This is a genomic window from Clostridium thailandense (genome assembly GCF_019207025.1).
GTDB lineage: Bacteria > Bacillota > Clostridia > Clostridiales > Clostridiaceae > Clostridium_AM > Clostridium_AM thailandense.
In genome coordinates this window covers 1-20,158 of sequence record NZ_JAEEGC010000158.1, presented here as the reverse complement: position 1 = coordinate 20,158, position 20,158 = coordinate 1, and the positions used below count along the sequence as shown (strand labels likewise).

The window sequence follows — 20,158 nt, the reverse complement described above, 5'->3', positions numbered from 1 at the left end:
TTTCGGCCGTGGATGTCTATACATTCTTCATCATAGGCAGTGGTTCTGGGTGTATAATAATATAACTGTTAGGAAATACGTGTTTTATATCCTTTTCTATGTGACTACATAGATTATGTGCTTGTATTAGAGAATAGTTTTCGCTAAGCTTTAAATGAATGTCAATTTCTTTTTTAGAGCCGCTCTTTCTTGTTCTTAATCTATGATATCCTTTTATTTCATTATGTGAATTGAGTATTTGAATTATTTTTTCTATATCTTCATCAGGAAGTTTACTGTCAACTAAATCTTTTAAAGATCTTTTAATTAAATCTATGGAAGTCTTAATTATTAGAAAAGCTACAAATATTGCTGTTATTGAATCAATAATCTTTAATCCCGTAAATTTTACAATAATAAGACCTAAAAATACGCCTAAGGCAGTTATTACATCTGTTAAAAGATGAAATGCATCTGCTTCTAAAGCAATAGAATCTGTTTCTTTTGCAATTTTCATTAACTTAGTAGAAATTATTAAATTAACTATAGAAGATATAAACATAACTATAAGTCCTGAGCCAACATTATTAATTGAAGAACCATATATAATTTTTTTAATTGCTTCTGTGATAATTAATGCAGCAGCAAAAAATATCAAAATAGCCTCTGTAAACCCAGAAACATTTTCGTATTTGCCGTGTCCAAAAGGATGATCTACATCTTCTGCCATAGAGGCTTTTTTTATGGAAAAAAAAGCTATAATACTTGCAATTAAGTCTATGGAAGAATGGATTGCTTCGGATATAACACTAATTGAACCAATGAGTATTCCGGCTGAAAGTTTAAAAATTATAAGTAAAAAGTTTGATACTATGGATAAAGATGCAGCTTTTTCTTTGATCATTTTATTATGTGACCTCCTAAAACACTTTAATTCATAGTTTTTGTGTAATATTATAGTATGTCTAATTGATAAAAAGGTGATGAAAGAATGTCAATATATCTCGGAATATAAGTTAGGTGGTCTTTTGGAACTTTTTAACGAAAACATATTGAACTTTGTCAGAATATGTTGTATATTAAATATGTAAGCGCTAACATATTTAATGTACAACATATAAGTTGCGTTTCTAAAAAATTAAAATACTAATCCGAATGGTATAGTGTATCTTTATCTGATGTTATAAAGATATTATAGATTATATGAGTTTTTATGTGAATTCTTTTAAATTCACATTTTATCCGATGGCTACCCGCTCTAATATTCCCACGCACTCTGTGAAAGCGACTGTCACCAAATCACAGATTTGGTGCACCTGCTTTTCTCAAAGTGTACGTTTCGAGCGACTACGTCCCTGGATAACGATTTCTAAGCATCAGGTGGAATGGTCTTTAACGGGCAGAATTGCCCGGTGGTCGTAGACAAACTCCATCTGATGCCAAGAGCTCCGTTTATAAAATAACATATGTAAGCGCTTCCATATTTGAAAGTGTTTACGATTAAAATCATTTTATATAAAGAGTAAACCTTTAAAACGAGACTACTTAAATTTCATAACAAAAAATGAGGAGGTGAAATTGCTGATTTTAAATTATAAATGATTTAAAATCAGTAGAAAATATGATAAATAGAGTTATTTGGATAGTACTAGACAGTGTTGGTATGGGAGAAATGCCTGATGCTGAAAAATATGGAGATGTGGGAGCTAATACTATTGGTAACATATCAAAGGTATTAGGAGGGCTAACACTTCCTAATTTAGAAAAACTAGGACTCGGAAATGTTGATACTATAAAAGGAGTTGAAAAAGTAGAAAATCCAATAGGATGTTATGCTCGTCTTGAAGAGACGTCAAATGGAAAGGATACGACAACAGGTCATTGGGAGATGGCTGGAGTAGTATCAAAGAAACCTTTTCCTACATATCCTAATGGTTTTCCCTTGGACGTTGTAGAAGCTTTTGAAAGGGCTATTGGTAGAAAAATTATAGGTAATAAACCCGCATCGGGAACAGCGATAATTGATGAACTTGGAGAAGAACATATAAAAACAGGACAACCTATTGTTTATACATCAGCAGATAGTGTGTTTCAAATAGCAGCGCACGAAGATGTAATTCCGCTTGAAGAATTATATAAAATGTGTGAAATAGCAAGACATATATTAACAGGGGAACATGCAGTAGCCAGAGTAATTGCAAGACCTTTTATTGGAAATATGAGTAATTTCACAAGAACACCTAACAGAAGAGATTTCTCATTAGTTCCACCACATGACACTTTACTTGATGTATTAAAAAATAATGGTTTAAATGTAATGGCTGTGGGGAAAATAGAGGATATATTTTGTGGCAAGGGTATTACAGAAGCAATTCATACAAAAGATAATATGGATGGAATGGATCAGACTCTAAATTATTTGAAACAAGATAAAAAAGGATTAATATTTACAAATCTTGTTGACTTTGATATGAAATGGGGACATCGTAATGATCCAGAAGCTTATGGAAAAGGTTTAGAAGCTTTCGATGTAAGGCTTGGAGAAGTACTTGCTCAGATGAAAGATACGGATACCCTAATAATTACTGCCGATCATGGCTGTGATCCTACTACACCAGGAACAGATCATACCAGAGAATATGTACCTCTTATAGCTTATGGTAAGGAACTTAAATCTAATGTTAATCTTGGAACAAGAAAGAGCTTTGCTGACATTGGGCAAACTGTTGCTGAAATTTTTTCAATTCCTAGCATTAAAAATGGTGAAAGCTTTTTAAAAGAAATTTTAAGATAAAATATACATTAAGGAGTAGATAGCATGAAATACGAATTAAAAATAAAGGAAGCCGCAGATTTTATTTTGAAAAAAATAAATCATAAACCTGAACTAGGACTTATTTTAGGATCAGGACTTGGTGCTATAGCAGATCAAATAGAAAATCCAGAATTTTATCCATATGGTGAAATACCACATTTTCCTGTATCAACAGTTCAAGGTCATGCGGGACGTTTAGTTGTAGGAACATTAGAAGGGAAAACTGTAGTTGCTATGCAAGGTAGATTCCATTACTATGAGGGATATCCTATTCAAGAAGTTACATTTCCAGTTCGTGTTATGAAAGCCCTTGGAATACAAACTTTAATTGTTACAAATGCAGCTGGTGCTTCCAATCCAGAATTCAATCCTGGTGACCTAATGATTATAAAAGATCATATAAATTTAGCAGGAGCCAATCCATTAATGGGAAAGAATTTAGATGAATTTGGTCCTCGTTTTCCGGATATGTCGGATGCATACAATAAGGATTTAAGAAATAAAGTTAAATTTATTGCGCAACAATTAAATATATCAGTTCAAGAAGGTGTATATGCTTGGTTTAGCGGTCCAACTTATGAAACACCAGCAGAAGTTAAAATGGCTCAAGTTCTAGGAGCAGATGCTGTTGGTATGTCCACTGTTCCGGAAGTAATTGTAGCTAATCATAGTGGAATAAAAGTCATAGGTATTTCCTGCTTAACCAATATGGCAGCAGGAATACTCGATCAGCCTTTAAATCATACTGAAGTAATGGAAACTTCAGAATTAGTGAGAGAAAAATTTATTAATCTTATGAAAAATATTATAAAAGAAATATAGTTCCAAATAAAAAAGTAACTTAAGTTGACAATAGTTTTACCAAAAATGAAATAACTCCTAGAAAGACATGAAAAAGAGAGTGGCTCACTATAGGAGGTTGTGATAAAGTCCATTTTATATATCAAAAGATGGAAAATGAAAAAGTCCAATGCATTGGTATTTAAGGATTTACTTAATGTAAAATTTTGTTTAATCACATCCTCCTATAGACAACCACGGCCGAAAGTTGACTTACACTATGAGAATTATCGGTAATAATTGGAAGATGAAAACATATTTCTAGAGGCCAATTGCTGTCCTATGTCAATTGTCCTCTAAAAAAATATTTAATTTGTGTTAACTGTTACCAATAAATATTTTTTATAAGTTAACTTTCTGGTTAGGTTATCTATAGTTGGACATCCCCTTTTATAATATCAAATCCACATCAAGAGTTATAATTTTTCCGTCTGTAACCATTTCTTTTATAGAAGGGAGTACTTTTAATATATTACTTTCAGTATCAACTGCTTCTACAATTATTGGAAGACTAGAACTTAAGTCCAGAATTTTAGCATTGTGTACTTTTTTACCTTTTCCATAGCCTTCAATACCTCTTGTTACAGTAACTCCATCTATACACATATCTTTGAGTTTTATAACGATAGAATGATAAAGACTTTTTCCTTTATATTTAGAATCCTCAGATACATAAATCTTTAGCATTTTATATTTTTCAGACACAAACATACCTCCTTTCTATAATAAATAACTTAATTTAACTCCCAATTTATAGCCTATTAAGCCTAATATAACTGACATTAATATATAGGTGAAGGCATTGAGTTTAGCATTTTCCTGAAAAAGATTAAAACCTTCATACATAAAAGTAGAAAATGTAGTATACGCGCCTAAAAATCCATCTCCTAAAAATAAATAAGTATTCTTCCCAATTATTGGGTTGCTTAACATTCCTAGAAATAAAGCTCCCGTTATATTTATAAAAGCAGTTCCGATAGGAAAAGAGCTTTTAGAACGTTCAGATATAAACTTTCCTAATGAATATCTTGTTATACTTCCCAGTATTCCGCCCATGCCGACTAATAAAAAATTCATTACTACACCTCATTGATATTTTTTCTATTAACTAATTTATAAACTATTTCTCTTGCAACAACAACACCTAAATAGGCAGCTGCAATGCCAAGAAAAATAGAATTTGTAAGATAAGTAATAGTAGAAAAATAATATCCTTTGTCGATTAATGTTATGGCTTCCTTGCACATAGTAGAAAAGGTAGTATATGCGCCTAAAAATCCAGTACAAATACCAAGTCTTAAATCTGAATCCATATTGAGGACTTCTAAAGCAATAGTAGTAATTAATGCTAAAACAAAACTACCGGTTATATTCATAAATAGAACATTAAGAGGAACAAGTTCATGATAGTTTTGAATAGGCATTAGCTTAATAAATAGTCTGAAAATAGCCCCTAAGAAACCTCCAATTCCTATAAAAATATACTTTCTCATGTAAATATCTCCTTCTCCTAGTAAAATAAAAAACTCCTACTTTAATAAACATTAAAGTAGGAGCCATTAGCTTAACGCAATTAAAGGTGAGCTCCATCACCAACAATATTATACTACATTTTACATTATAAATACAAGAATTTAAAGGAATAATTAGATTTTTCGCTTTAAAGCCTCTAATACATCGAAAAAAATATAATTGCATCAAATTAAATGATAACATTATAAACATCAATTTACTTCTTGTAAAAGTTCAAATCAAAGTAGTATTTATTTTTTTAGCTAAATCTCTAATTAGATTTTTAATATCTTCATTTTGAGAAACTGGAAATTTATCAGTATATGATGAAGTTACAATGCCTAAACATTCTGCTGATAAATCCTTTAATACTGCTTTTAATACAATTTCACCAGCTATAAACTGATTTTTAAAGGGACGTGCTCCACCACACATTAAAATAGCACCTTTTTTAGCTCCCAGTTCAGGACGGTCTTTTCGTAATACTCCAGCCCAGTAAACCTGCAATCTATCTATGATAATTTTTAAAGGACTTGGAACGTTATAAAAATACATAGGAGATGCAAATACAATATTATCAGCTTCATCTATTTTTTTGTAAATACTCTGCATATCATCTTTTATTGAACAACCTTTTTTATACCAGCAGTATCTGCAATCTATGCAGGGAGATATAGTTGACCTGTATGCGTCTATAACTTCTACATCTCCCTGAAGTTCATCAATAAATATATTTACCATTTCTTTTGTGTTTCCCTCTTTTCTTGCTGAACCAAAAAAAATTAATGTTTTCATATTTTATCCTCCCTTAAGATTAGGATATTCAAACTAGACTATATATTAAATAAAAAGATAAAATTAAGATATAGGCTTTATTCATTTTTTGAACGATATATTTAATTTGTCATCTAAATACTAATTAATATTTTCAAAAAATACTTATTAATTAGATTATAACAATTATCGTAGAATTTTTAAATAGTTTTTGCGATTTGATTAATTAATTATCGACATAATAAATTAAATGTTATAATAAAGGCTGAGTAAATTTTGGAGGGTTGTATTTTAATGATAGATGAAGCTATAAAGTTGCTTAAAAAATACTACGGATATGATAGCTTTAGAGAAGGGCAAGAAAAAGTTATTACAAGTATACTAAAAGGTGAAGATACCTTTACTATAATGCCTACAGGAGCAGGTAAGTCTATATGTTACCAAATACCTGCACTTCTTTTATCAGGAGTAACAATTGTAATATCACCATTAATATCTCTTATGAAGGATCAGGTAGATTCGCTTAATAGCGTTGGTATAAAGGCAACTTACATAAATAGTACTTTGGATAACTATGAGGTTCAGCAAAGAATATTAATGACAGTAAGCGGATATTCAAAGTTATTATATATATCACCTGAAAGACTAGAATCGGAGTATTTTTGTCAGTTACTTAGGACAATAAATGTATCAATGATAGCAATAGATGAGGCTCACTGTGTATCACAGTGGGGACATGATTTTCGAAAAAGTTATAGGACTATTAAGCCTTTGATAGAAAGTTTGATGGATAGACCTATTGTCTCAGCTTTTACAGCTACAGCAACAAAAGAAGTAAAAGATGATGCCGTAAGATTATTAAATTTAAAAAATCCTAAAGTCTATACTACAGGCTTTGATCGTAAAAATCTATTTTTTTCAGTGATAAGGGGCGAGAATAGAAAAGATTATTTATTAAAATATGTAGAGGATAACAAAGATCAGGTTGGGATAGTTTATGCAGCTACAAGAAAAGAAGTTGATAATATCTATGAGCTTTTAAAAACTAAGGGATATTCTGTAGGAAAGTACCATGCAGGCCTGGAGGATTTAGATAGAGCTAAAGCTCAAGAAAATTTTATATACGATAATATAAATATTATAGTGGCAACTAATGCTTTTGGCATGGGAATTGACAAATCGAATGTAAGATATGTAATTCATTATAATATACCTAAGAATATGGAAGCCTATTATCAAGAAGCAGGACGTGCCGGCAGAGATGGTGAAGCAAGTCAGTGTATCTTATTGTTTAATTCTCAGGATATAATGGTTCAAAAATATTTAATTGAACAAAACACAGTTTTGGAAGAAAGAAGAGCAGTAGATTATAGAAGGCTTCAAGATGTAGTTGACTACTGTCACACTACAAAGTGTCTAAGAAAATATATTTTAGAATACTTTGGAGAAGAAAGAGTAGCGGATTATTGTGATAACTGCAGTAACTGCAAAGACGAAACAGAGCTTTCCGATATAACTGTAGATGCTCAAAAGATTTTTTCCTGCGTAGCTAGAATGAAGCAGGGCTTTGGTACTATACTTGTATCTCAAGTGCTTAAGGGCTCAAAGGATAAAAAAGTTTCGGAGCTTGGATTTAACAAGCTATCTACTTTTGGAATAATGAAAGGGTATACTTTAAAGGAAGTAAGAGATCTTATGAATGTATTAATAGCTGATGAGTATATGTATCTTACAGAAGGGCAGTTTCCTATGGTTAGATTAAGAGAAAAAGCTGTACAAGTGCTTAAAGGTAATGAAAAAGTATATCATAAGATTCAGAAAAGGCAGAAGATAGAGGTAGAAGATAATTCATTATTTAACCTGCTTAAATCAATAAGAAAAAATATATCTGATAGAGAAAATGTGCCACCGTATATTGTATTTGCAGACAGTACCCTTCGTGCAATGAGTGAATCACGTCCATTGAATGAAGAGAATATGCTTAACATAAAAGGAATAGGAGAAACAAAGTTTAAAAAATATGGCGAGGAGTTTTTACAAGCAATTAAAGACTATATAGAAAATAAGAATTAAGTTTCTCTTTTACTTAAAAAAGTTTTTATATTAAAAGCTTCACTTCATTAATATATTTAGAAATATATACTTTAGCATTTTAAATATATTAAAAGGTGGCAGAATTATGTTAAGTAGAACTGTTATTAAAGAAGTGTTAGACATATCAATCCCAGCCGTTGCAGAGGCTACAGTGTATACGCTAATGGCCATGCTTGATACAATGATTATTGGCAATTATGGTGGAAACAAAGCAGTGAGCGCTATTGGAATAAGTAACGAAATATTAAATACTTGTGTGGCAATATTTATTACGGTAGGAGTATCCATTGGGATAACATCTTTTGTATCTAGAAGTATAGGGGCAAGGGATATAAGAGATGCTGAAGAATACGCATCTCTGGGGTTTGTTATAGGCTTATTCGTCTCTATTATAATATGCTATAGCCTATTTAGTTTTAGTGAAATTATTTTACAAATAGCTGGAGCAAGAGGAAGTGTGCTAAGTTTAAGTAACAGATATACCCGTATTACTATAATTGCAATATTTTTTAATATGCAGATAAACATAATAAATTCAATATTAAGAGGTTATGGAAATACATATACACCATTTTTAGTTTCTCTTATTGTTGCTGCATTTAAGATAAGTTTAGATTTAATTTTAATCTTTGGAATCATAGGCGCAAAGATGGGAGTAGAAGGTTCAGCAGTAGCTTCTGTAATTTCTCAGGCTATTGGCTTTACATTTTTGATGTTTTATTTAATCTATAAATCTGAAGTTAAAATAAGATTAAGATATGTTCTAAAACTTTCTTCAAAAAAAGTAAAAGATCTAATTTTTTTAGTAATACCTTCATCTATGGAAGATGCAGCGTTTAATTTAAGCAGACTACTAGGTACCTTTATCATAATGCGTGCAGGGACTGTTTCATTTGCTGCAAATCAAATAGCAAACACTGTTGAATCTATATCCTTTATGCCTGGAATGGGATTTGGAACAGCTGTAACTACTTTGGTTGGAATAAAGATTGGTGAAAAAAATTATAGAGAAGCTAAAGAGTATAGCTGTGCTTGTGCTTTGGGAGCTGTAGCTATGATGAGCGTATTTAGTGTAGTATTTCTCATAATACCTAATTTTCTAGTAGATCTATTTGTAGATGAAAACGAAAAAAAAGTTGTGTATTTAGCATCACTATGCTTATTTATAGGTGCCTTTGAGCAACCAGCTATAGCTTTATCATCAGTATTTGCTGGTGCACTAAAGGGTTCTGGTGATGCTAAAAGTCCTTTTATTATATCTTTAGTTACAAGCTGGATTATAAGAGTACCTCTAATCTTCTATTTCATACGAATATTAAAGCTATCTATAACATATGTGTGGTGGGTAACGGTAATTCAATGGACAGTTGATGCAATTCTCATGTTCATTTTTTTTGAGAAAAGATTGAATAATCTAAATAGGTTAAGAAAGTAAGAATAAGTAACATGTGTTACCGACTTCTTAATTGTTTTTTACTATAATTTAGTTAAAAGATAACTAAGGAGGGGGTAAAATGAGGTTATTAATTATTAGTTCTGAAAAGAGTGATAAACAGGTTAAGGATGAATTCCATGTGAAAATGGATACCAGATTTGCTAACACAAAGTTTATACCTCATTTAGAAAATAAAAAGGAAGCTTGTACGGTATGCGGTAAATCTTGTTTTTGGTGTAGAGGAAAATATAATTTGGATTTTTCGGATAATATTGTTCAAATAGTTAAACTTCCAGATTTTTATATGTTATTCGAAGATCAGCCGCTTAAGTATCTCCCTGAAAAATTTGAAGAGCATGATTTAGCGATTATTATTGGGGTTCATCAGGATATAGTTTTAGAGCTTCCTAAACTTATAAAAGAAAGTGGTGGAAAGGGAATTATTGTACCTTGTGAAGATAAGGATTGGGTCCCAAGATGGAGTCGAGAAATGTTAATAGAAGAGTGTGAAAAATATGGACTTGAATATGCTTTTCCTAAACCTTTCTGTACTTTAACATATGGTGAGTTTAAATTAATTAATGATTTTATTGATGAATTTAAGCTGGGAAAGCCTAAGTTTAGGTTGTTTGTGGATAAGAATGACATAATCGTTAAAGCTGAAGTCATAATTTCTGCTCCATGTGGTAATGGGTATAATATAGCTAAACATCTTGTAGGTACTAAAATAGGTGAGGAGGCTAAAAAATCGGTAGCAAAGTTCTGGCACAGCTATCCTTGTTTAGGGGGAATGCATATAGATCCTGAGCTTGGAGATACTATACTTCATATTGGAGGATATACTCACTATAGTGCATTGGAAAATGCAGAAATTATTAAAGTCCAATAAAAGATGATAAAACATAAAAACTATTTGATATAGGAACAATACTATAAATTTGAATTCTAAAATAAAAGTGTAAATCTAAAAAAATCATATGGATTTACACTTTACTTTTCCGATTTCAGCATTAATAATTCTAACAGAATAAAAACCATCAATTGGCTAAATGACGCTAATTGATGGTTAAAAAAATCCTAACTTATCACATAAATCTACTTGCATATTATTAATCTTGTATACTTAAATTTACCCATAAGCTGTTGCACTTAATCCAGGGTATTGTAAATCATTTTTATTAAACATAGATGTCTGTAAATTATACTTTAAAAGAACTGCTTGTACATATTTTACTAAATTAGAAGTTAGGATTTACTTCTTGTGAGTAGTATATCATGAGGTTTACTAAAATACAATGCGAATATTGTGAATATTTTTGAAATAAAAAGTTAACATATTTTAAGCAAAAAATATCCTAAAAAATATTCCCTTAAAAGATTGAAAGAATTCTTTATCTGTCTTACAAAAATTAAATGCAATAACAGACATAAGCTAGCTATTAATAGCTATAGATGTCGAAAAGTAATACTTGAAATAAATTTAAAATAGTATATAATAATAAATATCAAAGAAAAATATTTATTATTTAATAAAGAATAGATATTTCTTTTGATATAGACTTTAAAGCTATTTTAAATCCCCCAATAATATCCCCTTTGAAAGGTACAATTAATTTTGTACCTATTTTTTCGTTAAATTTAAGCAGTAAATTCTTAATTATAGCTCTGGCAATTCATTTTGAATATTTTCCATAGCTTTAGACTGAGTATCTACTTGTCTTTGTTGATTCTGAGGTTGATACTGAGGCTCTTGATCAATTACATAGGTTATTCTACTTTGCAGCATATCTGTACACTGTTTAAGCTGTTCTCCAAGTTTAGTATAAAGTTGTTTTGCATTTAGATCATCTGTATCCATCGAAAAAGTATTGCAGTTAGATTCGCAAGATTTCAACATTTCTAGCGTTTGATTTAATTTATTTATCACTGTCATTTTTAAACCTCCTACTGTATAGTAAAATTTACATTTATTATTAGCGTTATATCTTAAATGTATACGAGAATGAAAAAAATACATATAAATGTTTAGTATAAATTATTACCATGAATGAAATAGAAAATTATTGACACAATATGAATTGTAAATAAAAAATGAAAAATAAAGTTAGTATATAAAAAGGAGGTTCACAGCAATGACGGTTGGTTCTAAAGTAAAACAAACTTTAATTAATTTAAAAGGAATACAGGGCACTTTAAGAATTTATTCTGTTCAATCTCAGAAAGAAGAAGCTAAAGCTGAATATAAAGAGGCTCTTGCTGCAATAGAACCAGTTATTAAAGATTTAGAAAATAGATTAAAAGTATTAGAATTTGAAGAACCTCAATATAAAAGTAAGTAAGGGGCGGCATATTATGGCAGAATGGCTATTAATTTTAATAAGATCTCTAGTTTTATTTTTTCTTACATTAATTTTAGTAAGGTCTATAGGTAAAAAAAATGTATCTAATATGACAGCTTTTGAATTTATTAATTATACAGTAATTGCAATTTTAGCAGCATTGATTTCAGTAAATATTATTAAGAATCTTGTTTTTGGAATTGCTGCTTTAGCAGTATGGATATTATTACCTATATTTTTAGAGTTTACATCAATGAAAAGCAGGCAGCTACATAATTTAATTTATGGTGTAGAAACTATACTAATAAAAGATGGAAAAGTAATGGAAGAAAATTTGGAGAAAGAAAGATTAACGGGAGAAGAGTTATTAAGAGGATTACGTTCTAAAAGTGTATTTAACCTAGCAGATGTGGAGTTTGCAATTATGGAACCAACAGGCAATATTAACGTTATTTTGAAAGCAGATAAGAAGCCGATTACACCACATGATATGGGGAGAAAGGTGGCGCCGCAGTCAGCACCACAGACAGTAATATTAGATGGTAATATTTTAAATGAGCCTCTATGTAATATGGGATTAAATCAGAGATGGCTTAATGGTCAATTACAAAATGCAGGGGTATCTTTATATAATGTTTTTATTGGTCAGGTAGATGCCTCAGGAGACTTATACATGGATCTTTTTGATGATACAATCCAAGCACCAAAATCTCAAGTAAAAGAGTTACTATATGCAAATATAGAAAAATGCCAGGCTGATTTAATGACCTATTCCCTTGAAACAGAAAATGAAGGAGCTAAGCAGATGTATGTTCAAAGTGCAGATAGATTAAAAAATGTGATAAAAAAATTAGAACCGTATCTATTGCGTTAAAAAATTACATTTAAATGGTTAGGAGCGATGTAAATGAGAAAAGGACATCAATCTTGGATTTTTAATTCTAAACCAGTTATTATAGCATCTGTGGCCGTTGGAGGACCTTTTGAAGCAAAAGGTCCTTTGGCAGAAGATTTCGATATTTTACATGAGGATATTCGACTAGAGCAGGATAGTTTTGAAAAGGCAGAAAAAAAGTTATTAGAACAAGCTTGTGAAATAGCTATAAAAAAAGCCAAAATACAAAAAGAAGATGTTCAATTCTTTTTAAGTGGTGATTTATTAAATCAGATTGTGACTAGTAGCTTTGCAGCACGTACTCTTGCCATACCTTATTTAGGTATATATGGTGCTTGCTCAAGTTCCATGGAAGGATTAGCTCTAGGGTCTCTGCTTATAGATAGTGAAGCTGCAGACTATGTACTAGCTGCAGCCACCAGCCATAATGCGGCATCAGAAAAGCAATATAGATATCCAACGGAATACGGGGGCCAAAAACCTCCTACAGCTCAATGGACCGTGACAGGATCTGGTGCAGCAATAGTGGCGAGAGGTGGAGAAGGTCCTAAAGTTACATCTGCTACTATTGGCAGGGTTATAGATATGGGTATTACTGATCCTTTCAACATGGGAGAAGCAATGGCACCAGCTGCTGTTGACACCATTGAAGCACATTTTAGAGATTTAAATATAAGTCCATCCTATTATGATATGATAGCTACTGGTGACTTAGGTGCAGTTGGTCATCGAATTGCAGGCGAGCTGTTAAATAAACATGGAATGAATATTCCTCCAGAGATATTTACAGACTGTGGCCTTTTAATCTACAAAGAAGAACAGCCTGTATTTGCAGGAGGAAGTGGATGTGGCTGTTCAGCTACAGTGACCTATGGGCATTTATTAAATCGTATGAGGAAGGGAGAATTAAAAAGAATTTTAATTGTAGCAACTGGTGCATTAATGTCACCAATGACATATCAACAGAAAGAAAGTATTCCAGGTGTTGCTCATGCAGTATCTATAGAAATGTAGGACTTGTGAAGGTAAAAAAAACAACTTAGAAACAATAAAATAAAAATTCAGAAGGACAATTTTATTGGGGTTGTCGCACTTAGATAAACATGACATAAAGTAGACTTATTCTGCGATATATGTTACCAGACTTCGGCACTATAAAAAAATTTTATATGTGCCTTCGGCTTTGGGAACATCTACCTGCCTATAAGTCTACTTTCTGTTCTACTTATCTCTAAGTGAAACAGCCTCTACATATAAATTAGTCTTTGAATTAAGAGAAATACTGCTCTTAACGGTAATAAATAAAATCATTATAAAATATAGGGGTGATTAAGCTTGAGTGAAGCATTGATAGTTTTTGTAAGGGGAATAATTGGATTCTTCACTTTACTGATTTTTGCCAGGGTACTTGGAAAGCAGCAAATTAGTCAACTAACTTTTTTTGATTATGTACTTGGAATTACTATTGGGTCTACTGCATCTACTTTGACAACTGATTTAACTAGTAGTGCTTGGGCACATTGGGTAGGACTTTTGACTTGGGCAGTAATTTGCTTTGGAATTCAGTGGGCTACATTAAAGTCTAAAACTATATCAACCTACATTGATGGCGAACCAACTATTGTAGTGATGGATGGAAAAATAATGGAAGATGCAATGAAAAAAATGAGATTCCGTTTATCTGACCTATTAGAACAACTTAGAGATAAAGACGTGTTTGATTTGAAAGAAGTACAATTTGCAGTTATGGAAAAAGATGGTCAACTTTCTGTATTAAAAAAACCTGAATATCTTCCTGTTACTCCAAAGGATATGAATCTTTATACAGGACCGGGTGGATTGTCAATTACGCTTATATATGATGGAACAATTATACCTAAAAATTTAAAAGTTATAAAAAAAGATAAAGAATGGTTAACAGATGAGCTAAGAAAAAAAGGAATAACTGATGTTTCAGAGGTATTTATGGCCTCTATTGATAAAACTAATAAACTATACATAGATATGTACAAAGATCGTAGAAATACAAAATCAACTAAATAGTGTAGTCGAGGAGGCGTGTTCTATGAAAAAAATAATTGCGTACAGCATACCAGCTATTATCCTAGGCTTCTTTATTTTAATAATGACAACAGGACAATTTCTTAAAAAGCCTATGCGAGAAGGTGAAGACGTAGTGAAATATATTTCTATAATTCAGGAAGATGTAAAAGCAGAAAATTGGAACTATGCTGAACAGGATAGGCAAAAATTAATGATTGCGTGGGGAAAGATAGTTCCAAGGATTCAATTCAGTGTTGAAAGAGATGAAATTTATAATATTAATATTAATCTAGCTAGATTAGGTGGAATTATTATGGGAAAAGATCAAGCGGGTGCCTTGGCAGAACTAGGAGAAATATACGAAAATTGGAGAGAATTGGGGAGATAATTAAATGACAAATATGCTAGCTATATAATTTTTTGAATTTTTCTTCTCAACTTTTGACGTTTTTATAGTATACTTTTTATATAATCTTTAGTTTAAAATTAGGAGGATGAAATTATGGGGACTAATGAGATAAATGATGATAGACAGGGAAGGGTTCCTTACGAATATATACAAAATATATTTTCAAAAACAGATCCGATAGATATTTCAAAACAATCAACTATTATATATGAAGACTTAGATAAACAATTTAAATTTAAAATTATGGGAAGAAAATATACTCTAAAACATCCTTCAGCAGAATTATACGATGTTGAAACAGGAGAAGAAATTAAAGCTTATACTATAAAAACCTTAATATTAAGGTATCTTATGAATTCTAAAGCAGTACCATCTTTTAATAAAGATATAACCTATAAAGAGATACCTGGTGGTCTAGTTTATTATAGAAATTTTTACAACAGAACGATTCTTAAACTTGCCAAAGTCTTTTCAGATAAATTAGAAGAATTTAAGGAAAATTCTTTAGCTATAGGTGCTCAAGTATTAAATAAGGGGGATGCTTGCTGCAGGTTTGAGTTTATAAATAATGTATTTATTACATTTATAGTTTGGCAGGGAGACGATGAACTTCCTTGTTCTGCAAATATACTTTTTGATAAAAATATAGAATATTATTTTAATGCGGAAGACCTTGCGGTAGTTGGTGATGTAGCCATAGAACTTCTTAAAAATAAGGGAAAGATACCACAGTGGATTGGATTATATCAAAAGAAAATAGAAGATGGATATGAAATAAATTAAAATATCTTATTTAATATTATAAAAATTCTTAGTATATGTTATTATTAAATAAAAAACCAAATCATGACAATTTATTGACAACTATAAGAAGAGGAGTGCAAGAGTATGTTCGATTGGAAGAAGGAGTATAGCATAAACATAAAAATTGTTGATGATGAGCATAGGAAGCTTTTCGAAATAGGACAAAGTATCTACGACTTAGCTATAAATAAGAATTATGTAGATTATTATGATAGGATATTAGATCTTATAGACGAACTTAAGGAGTATACTGTCTATCACTTTTCAGATGAGGAAAGAGTAATGAGATTGTATGATTATCCCGACTTTGATAATCATAAAAAGATTCATGAAGAATTTGTTGGAAAGATAGAAAATGTAAATCTTAATACTGTAGATGATGATCAACAAAAATCAATACTTAGGCTTATGGATTTTGTATATGTTTGGATTGACGAGCATATATTAGGTCAAGATCTGAAAATAAAAGATTATTTTAATCAATTAAAAAACAATGTTGACTTTACAAAATAGTCTTAATAATGGTTAGAACTAACTGGAATTACTATGTATATTATGTTTTAATATGGAAATCATAAAATAGAACATTATTTTTTAAGTTACGTAAAGGTGGTTTTAAAAATGGCTTATGGTATAAAAGAAATTAAGGGAAATAATGATTGTATAACTTTAAAAAAAGCTAGTATAAACGGAAATGTATGTGGATCCTATGCCGAGATATCAATACATCAAGTTTATGAGAATAGTGGAGAGAATGATATTGAAGGTGTTTATGTCTTTCCAATACCCAAAACTGCTATAATTTCAGGTTTTGAAGCAGAGATAGGTGGAAGAACCTTAAGAGCTATAGTTGAAGAAAAAGAGAAAGCATTTAAAGTTTACGAAAATGCAAAGCTTAGAGGAGATAATACCTTTTTACTAGAAGAATTTAAATCACAGCAATTTAAAATAAGCATAGGAAAAATTATCAAAGGGGAAGCTGTAAGTATTAAGTTGTCATATATAGATGAACTTGAGTATAAAGACAATACATATAAACTTGTAGTACCTGCTCTTTTTGATTCAGAAAAAACTTTACATTCTAGATTAAATATGATGAAAAATAACATACTAAACAAGTCAAATATTTCAGAACTAGCGGAATTGGATTTTAAAACCAATATACTAGTAGAATCCTTGTGTAGATTAGATTTTAATTCACTTTATCATAAAGTTAGTGTAGAAAGAGATGGAGATAATATAGCTAAAGTTACTCTAAATGAGAATTACAACTCTATGGAAAAAGACTTTGTACTGCTTATGAAAGAGCAAGAGCGATTAGAAGCTGATGGCATGGTGTATGAGTATAAAGAAAATGATCAAGATAAGGGAATAGTATATATAAGAATGTTTCCTAAACTTGATGAATATGAAGAGGAAATTGAAGAAAATTATGTGTTTCTACTAGACATATCTGACACTATGAAGGGTGAAAAATTAGAACAAGCCAAGAATGCTCTTCAACTCTGCATAAGAAATCTATCACAAGGCGATAAATTTGATATTGTTGCTATAGGTGAACAATTAAGATATTTCTCAGAAGAAGAAATGGCAGATTTTAATGCAGATACTTTGAGAAGTGCATCGGAATGGATAGATAATCTAGAGATAGAAAATGATGCTGATATTTTTGGAGCTATAAAATATGCTTTAGAAAATGAGGGTGGACATAATACTATATTAATTTTCACTGATGACCAGGTAGAAGAGGAAGAGGAAATATTAAGTTATGTTAGAGAACATTTAGAGGATAATAGAATATTTACTTTTGGAGTAGATTCAGAAACTAATAATTATTTTTTAAATAAGCTTGCTCATGAAAGCTTTGGAAAAGCAGAATTCATAAATAAAGGTGAAAGAATCGAAGATATTGTCTTAAGACAATTTAAAAGAATTCAAAGTCCAGAAATAGATGATGTGAAAATTGATTGGGGAAACTTAAAAATAGAATCTACCTATCCAAGAACTATAGAATATATGTACAATAGAGAACCTCTTTCTATTTTTGCTAATGTGGTAGGAGAAGTTAGTGGAGAGGTAACTATCAGTGGAAAAGTTGGAAATAAAGATTATATTCAGAAGATAAATTTAGATAATTTTAATACAGAAGAAAACGCTAACCTTCTAAAAAAAGTATGGGCAAGAAAACGTATAAAATCTATTGTGTTAAATATGATGAGAGAGCGTGGTCAGGTTAGAGAGTCCATGAAGAAAAAGGTAATAGAGTTATCTAAGAATAATGGAATTATAAGTAGAGAAACTACGTTTATTTTTATGGAATTACGAGAAGAGCCAGTATTAGGTATTCAACTTAGGAATATTGCTCCTATAAAAGTTAATGAAGGAAGTTTTACTGATGAAATCGGTGAAGTTCATATAGAAGATACTGATACGGTAGGGTTCTTTTATAAAACTAACAATAAACATTTTTATAATAATATAATTAAAAATAAAACAGACGATAACGAATATCTCGATGTGAGATATCCAAGACAAATGCTTTTGAGATTAATTGCGAAAAATCAATTTGTAGATGGAGCTTTTGTTGATTATGAAGATAGCAGTATAGAGGATAAAATAGAAACTACAGCGATGGCATTGTTAGCATTTATCATAGGAGAAGAAGATATAGATATTTATTTTAATCAATTAAATAAATCTGTAGAATTCCTAAATAATAAATGTGTTGACGTGGATATTAACTTAAATGATAAAATCATCAAAATGGTTGTATTGGCTTTAAATAGAAGTTTAGTTAAAGATATTCTAAAAGATAAGAATATGCAAAAATCCCAATATACTATAGATTACTTGTATAAAATTTTGAACGAAAGAGAAGGAAGGAAAGAAATACTAAATAGTTTAACAGAACATTCCTTCAAAAGAAATGTCATATCGCTTTTTAATATAAGTAAAAATGGGAACTCTATAGAAGAAAAAATTGTTATTAACAATGAAAGAAATTCTATATTTGATATGTCAAAGTTAGCAGTTTTAAAAGGATTAAAAGACTTATAAATTCAAATAAAAAAAATTCTATACAGCCTGGTATAGGATTTTTTTTATTTGAATTGTTAGTAAAATTTAGATAAAAGCTAATAGAATATATTTAATACTACATGGATAATATAATTGTGTATTTAAAGTAGTTAAATAGGAGGAGTTATAATATGGATGAAAAAAATAAAGAAATATTAAAAAATCTAAGAGAGTCAAAAACAGAAGTTGAGATCTCAAAAGAGTTAGATACACTTAGAAACCAGCAAGACTCTATGCAGCATACATTGAGTGAAATAAAATCAACTATGGGTTCATTATTTGAAGGTTCTGGTGTAGGTGGAGGAATGCAAGGTCAATCACAAATAACTCAAAATGTATCTAACCAACTCTCAAATCAAATGCAAAATTTTAGAAATCAAGCTCAACAACAACAGCAGCAATCACAGCAGCAGTTAGAAAGTGCAATACAACAAGCTATGAGTTCATTAGTTGAAGCTAATCAACAAATTCAAGCAAATAATGCACTTAATCAGATGACTCAATTAATAGACAGAGCTCAAAACCAATTAAGACAAATGTCTCAGCAAGGACAACAAGGTCAGCAAGGACAACAAAATAAATTAATGCAAATGCAAGGAATTCAGCAAGATCAAGTATCTCAACAAGGACAGCAAATTTACTAATATCTACTGTTATAATAGAAGTATTTATATAAACTAGAAAGTATCTAAAAATTTAATAATAAATCTAAAAGTTCGCTTGTTAACTAGCTTTTTAATATAATGAGCGGACTTTTTAATTTATAATAAATTTTAAGCATAAAAAACAGAAAAGTCTTTATTATGCATATTATCATCTCTAGGGGAATATTAAAAAGTAGGAGGAGATGATCTAATGTTAACTACGGTAGTTTGTAAAAAAGACGGCTGTAAAGGAAATAGATTTAAAATTAGTGTACAAAGATTAAAGGTTCTCTTGATATGTACAGAATGTAAAAACACAGAAAAGCTTAAACGAGAAGCAAATACAATATTTCCAACTATATGTTCAAAATGTACTGGTGAAGTATTTAAAGTTTGTAGAAATAATGAAGAAAAAAATATAATTTTTGAATGTACTAATTGTAATCATAAATTTGTGTATACTCCTTAAAAACATTAAATACTAAATAAAGTCCACA

The 20,158-nt window shown here is 30.3% G+C and carries 21 protein-coding genes and 1 riboswitch; of the genes, 15 read left to right on the top strand and 6 right to left on the bottom strand.

Annotated elements, in window-relative coordinates; translation table 11 throughout:
• Positions 1-16: 16 nt before the first annotated feature.
• Positions 17-883 carry a cation diffusion facilitator family transporter gene (locus I6U48_RS24945; RefSeq protein ID WP_218323186.1) on the bottom strand — a complete coding sequence of 289 codons (867 nt, stop codon included), beginning with the start codon at positions 881-883 and terminating at the stop codon, positions 17-19.
• Between the two features lie 717 nt (positions 884-1,600).
• Here I6U48_RS24945 and I6U48_RS24940 point away from each other — a divergent pair.
• Both I6U48_RS24940 and I6U48_RS24935 read left to right on the top strand, forming a co-directional pair.
• On the top strand, positions 1,601-2,773 hold the full coding sequence (locus tag I6U48_RS24940; RefSeq protein ID WP_218323185.1) for a phosphopentomutase: 1,173 nt from the start codon (positions 1,601-1,603) through the stop codon (positions 2,771-2,773).
• Between the two features lie 24 nt (positions 2,774-2,797).
• The gene (locus tag I6U48_RS24935) at positions 2,798-3,616 is read left to right on the top strand and encodes a purine-nucleoside phosphorylase (protein WP_218323184.1); all 819 of its coding nucleotides are present in this window, start codon (positions 2,798-2,800) and stop codon (positions 3,614-3,616) included.
• 408 nt (positions 3,617-4,024) lie between these two features.
• Here the strand turns inward: I6U48_RS24935 and I6U48_RS24930 are convergent, their stop codons facing one another.
• From I6U48_RS24930 to I6U48_RS24915, 4 genes are all read right to left on the bottom strand, one after another.
• The gene (locus tag I6U48_RS24930; RefSeq protein WP_218323183.1) at positions 4,025-4,345 is read right to left on the bottom strand and encodes a DUF190 domain-containing protein; all 321 of its coding nucleotides are present in this window, start codon (positions 4,343-4,345) and stop codon (positions 4,025-4,027) included.
• A gap of 9 nt (positions 4,346-4,354) precedes the next feature.
• Positions 4,355-4,711 carry a fluoride efflux transporter CrcB gene (gene crcB, locus I6U48_RS24925; protein ID WP_218323182.1) on the bottom strand — a complete coding sequence of 119 codons (357 nt, stop codon included), beginning with the start codon at positions 4,709-4,711 and terminating at the stop codon, positions 4,355-4,357.
• Between the two features lie 2 nt (positions 4,712-4,713).
• Entirely contained in the window at positions 4,714-5,127 is a 414-nt protein-coding gene (locus tag I6U48_RS24920; RefSeq protein WP_218323181.1) for a fluoride efflux transporter FluC, read from the bottom strand.
• A 50-nt stretch (positions 5,128-5,177) separates the two neighbouring features.
• Positions 5,178-5,237, bottom strand: a riboswitch (Fluoride riboswitch).
• A gap of 143 nt (positions 5,238-5,380) precedes the next feature.
• The gene (locus I6U48_RS24915; protein WP_218323180.1) at positions 5,381-5,941 is read right to left on the bottom strand and encodes a flavodoxin family protein; all 561 of its coding nucleotides are present in this window, start codon (positions 5,939-5,941) and stop codon (positions 5,381-5,383) included.
• Positions 5,942-6,214: 273 nt separating this feature from the next.
• Here I6U48_RS24915 and recQ point away from each other — a divergent pair, with 273 nt between their 5' ends.
• The 3 genes from recQ to I6U48_RS24900 all read left to right on the top strand — a co-directional run bounded on the left by recQ (position 6,215) and on the right by I6U48_RS24900 (position 10,338).
• Positions 6,215-7,993: a DNA helicase RecQ gene (gene recQ / locus I6U48_RS24910; RefSeq protein WP_218323179.1), complete on the top strand. Its 1,779-nt coding sequence runs from the start codon at positions 6,215-6,217 to the stop codon at positions 7,991-7,993.
• 106 nt (positions 7,994-8,099) lie between these two features.
• Positions 8,100-9,449 carry an MATE family efflux transporter gene (locus I6U48_RS24905; protein WP_218323178.1) on the top strand — a complete coding sequence of 450 codons (1,350 nt, stop codon included), beginning with the start codon at positions 8,100-8,102 and terminating at the stop codon, positions 9,447-9,449.
• Positions 9,450-9,528: 79 nt separating this feature from the next.
• Positions 9,529-10,338 carry a DUF166 domain-containing protein gene (locus I6U48_RS24900; protein ID WP_218323177.1) on the top strand — a complete coding sequence of 270 codons (810 nt, stop codon included), beginning with the start codon at positions 9,529-9,531 and terminating at the stop codon, positions 10,336-10,338.
• A gap of 768 nt (positions 10,339-11,106) precedes the next feature.
• Here the strand turns inward: I6U48_RS24900 and I6U48_RS24895 are convergent.
• Positions 11,107-11,382: a DUF1657 domain-containing protein gene (locus I6U48_RS24895; protein WP_218323176.1), complete on the bottom strand. Its 276-nt coding sequence runs from the start codon at positions 11,380-11,382 to the stop codon at positions 11,107-11,109.
• A 199-nt stretch (positions 11,383-11,581) separates the two neighbouring features.
• Between I6U48_RS24895 and I6U48_RS24890 the strand changes: the two genes are divergently transcribed.
• The 10 genes from I6U48_RS24890 (at position 11,582) to I6U48_RS24845 (ending at position 20,130) form a co-directional block, all read left to right on the top strand.
• Positions 11,582-11,788 carry a DUF1657 domain-containing protein gene (locus I6U48_RS24890; protein WP_218323175.1) on the top strand — a complete coding sequence of 69 codons (207 nt, stop codon included), beginning with the start codon at positions 11,582-11,584 and terminating at the stop codon, positions 11,786-11,788.
• 13 nt (positions 11,789-11,801) lie between these two features.
• On the top strand, positions 11,802-12,662 hold the full coding sequence (locus I6U48_RS24885) for a DUF421 domain-containing protein (protein WP_218323174.1): 861 nt from the start codon (positions 11,802-11,804) through the stop codon (positions 12,660-12,662).
• Positions 12,663-12,695: 33 nt separating this feature from the next.
• Positions 12,696-13,697, top strand: coding sequence for a stage V sporulation protein AD (gene spoVAD / locus I6U48_RS24880; protein ID WP_218323173.1), 1,002 nt, complete (start codon positions 12,696-12,698; stop codon positions 13,695-13,697).
• Between the two features lie 321 nt (positions 13,698-14,018).
• On the top strand, positions 14,019-14,726 hold the full coding sequence (locus I6U48_RS24875; RefSeq protein WP_218323172.1) for a YetF domain-containing protein: 708 nt from the start codon (positions 14,019-14,021) through the stop codon (positions 14,724-14,726).
• A 22-nt stretch (positions 14,727-14,748) separates the two neighbouring features.
• On the top strand, positions 14,749-15,114 hold the full coding sequence (locus I6U48_RS24870) for a DUF4363 family protein (protein ID WP_246615543.1): 366 nt from the start codon (positions 14,749-14,751) through the stop codon (positions 15,112-15,114).
• A gap of 114 nt (positions 15,115-15,228) precedes the next feature.
• Positions 15,229-15,918, top strand: coding sequence for a DUF3786 domain-containing protein (locus I6U48_RS24865; RefSeq protein ID WP_218323171.1), 690 nt, complete (start codon positions 15,229-15,231; stop codon positions 15,916-15,918).
• 105 nt (positions 15,919-16,023) lie between these two features.
• A complete protein-coding gene (locus I6U48_RS24860; RefSeq protein ID WP_218323170.1) occupies positions 16,024-16,452 on the top strand; it encodes a bacteriohemerythrin in 429 nt (142 codons plus the stop codon).
• Positions 16,453-16,560: 108 nt separating this feature from the next.
• Entirely contained in the window at positions 16,561-18,996 is a 2,436-nt protein-coding gene (locus tag I6U48_RS24855) for a VIT and vWA domain-containing protein (protein WP_218323169.1), read from the top strand.
• 152 nt (positions 18,997-19,148) lie between these two features.
• Positions 19,149-19,661, top strand: coding sequence for a hypothetical protein (locus I6U48_RS24850; RefSeq protein WP_218323168.1), 513 nt, complete (start codon positions 19,149-19,151; stop codon positions 19,659-19,661).
• A 211-nt stretch (positions 19,662-19,872) separates the two neighbouring features.
• Complete coding sequence (locus tag I6U48_RS24845) at positions 19,873-20,130, top strand: hypothetical protein (protein WP_218323167.1); 258 nt, start codon at positions 19,873-19,875, stop codon at positions 20,128-20,130.
• Positions 20,131-20,158 lie beyond the last annotated feature (28 nt).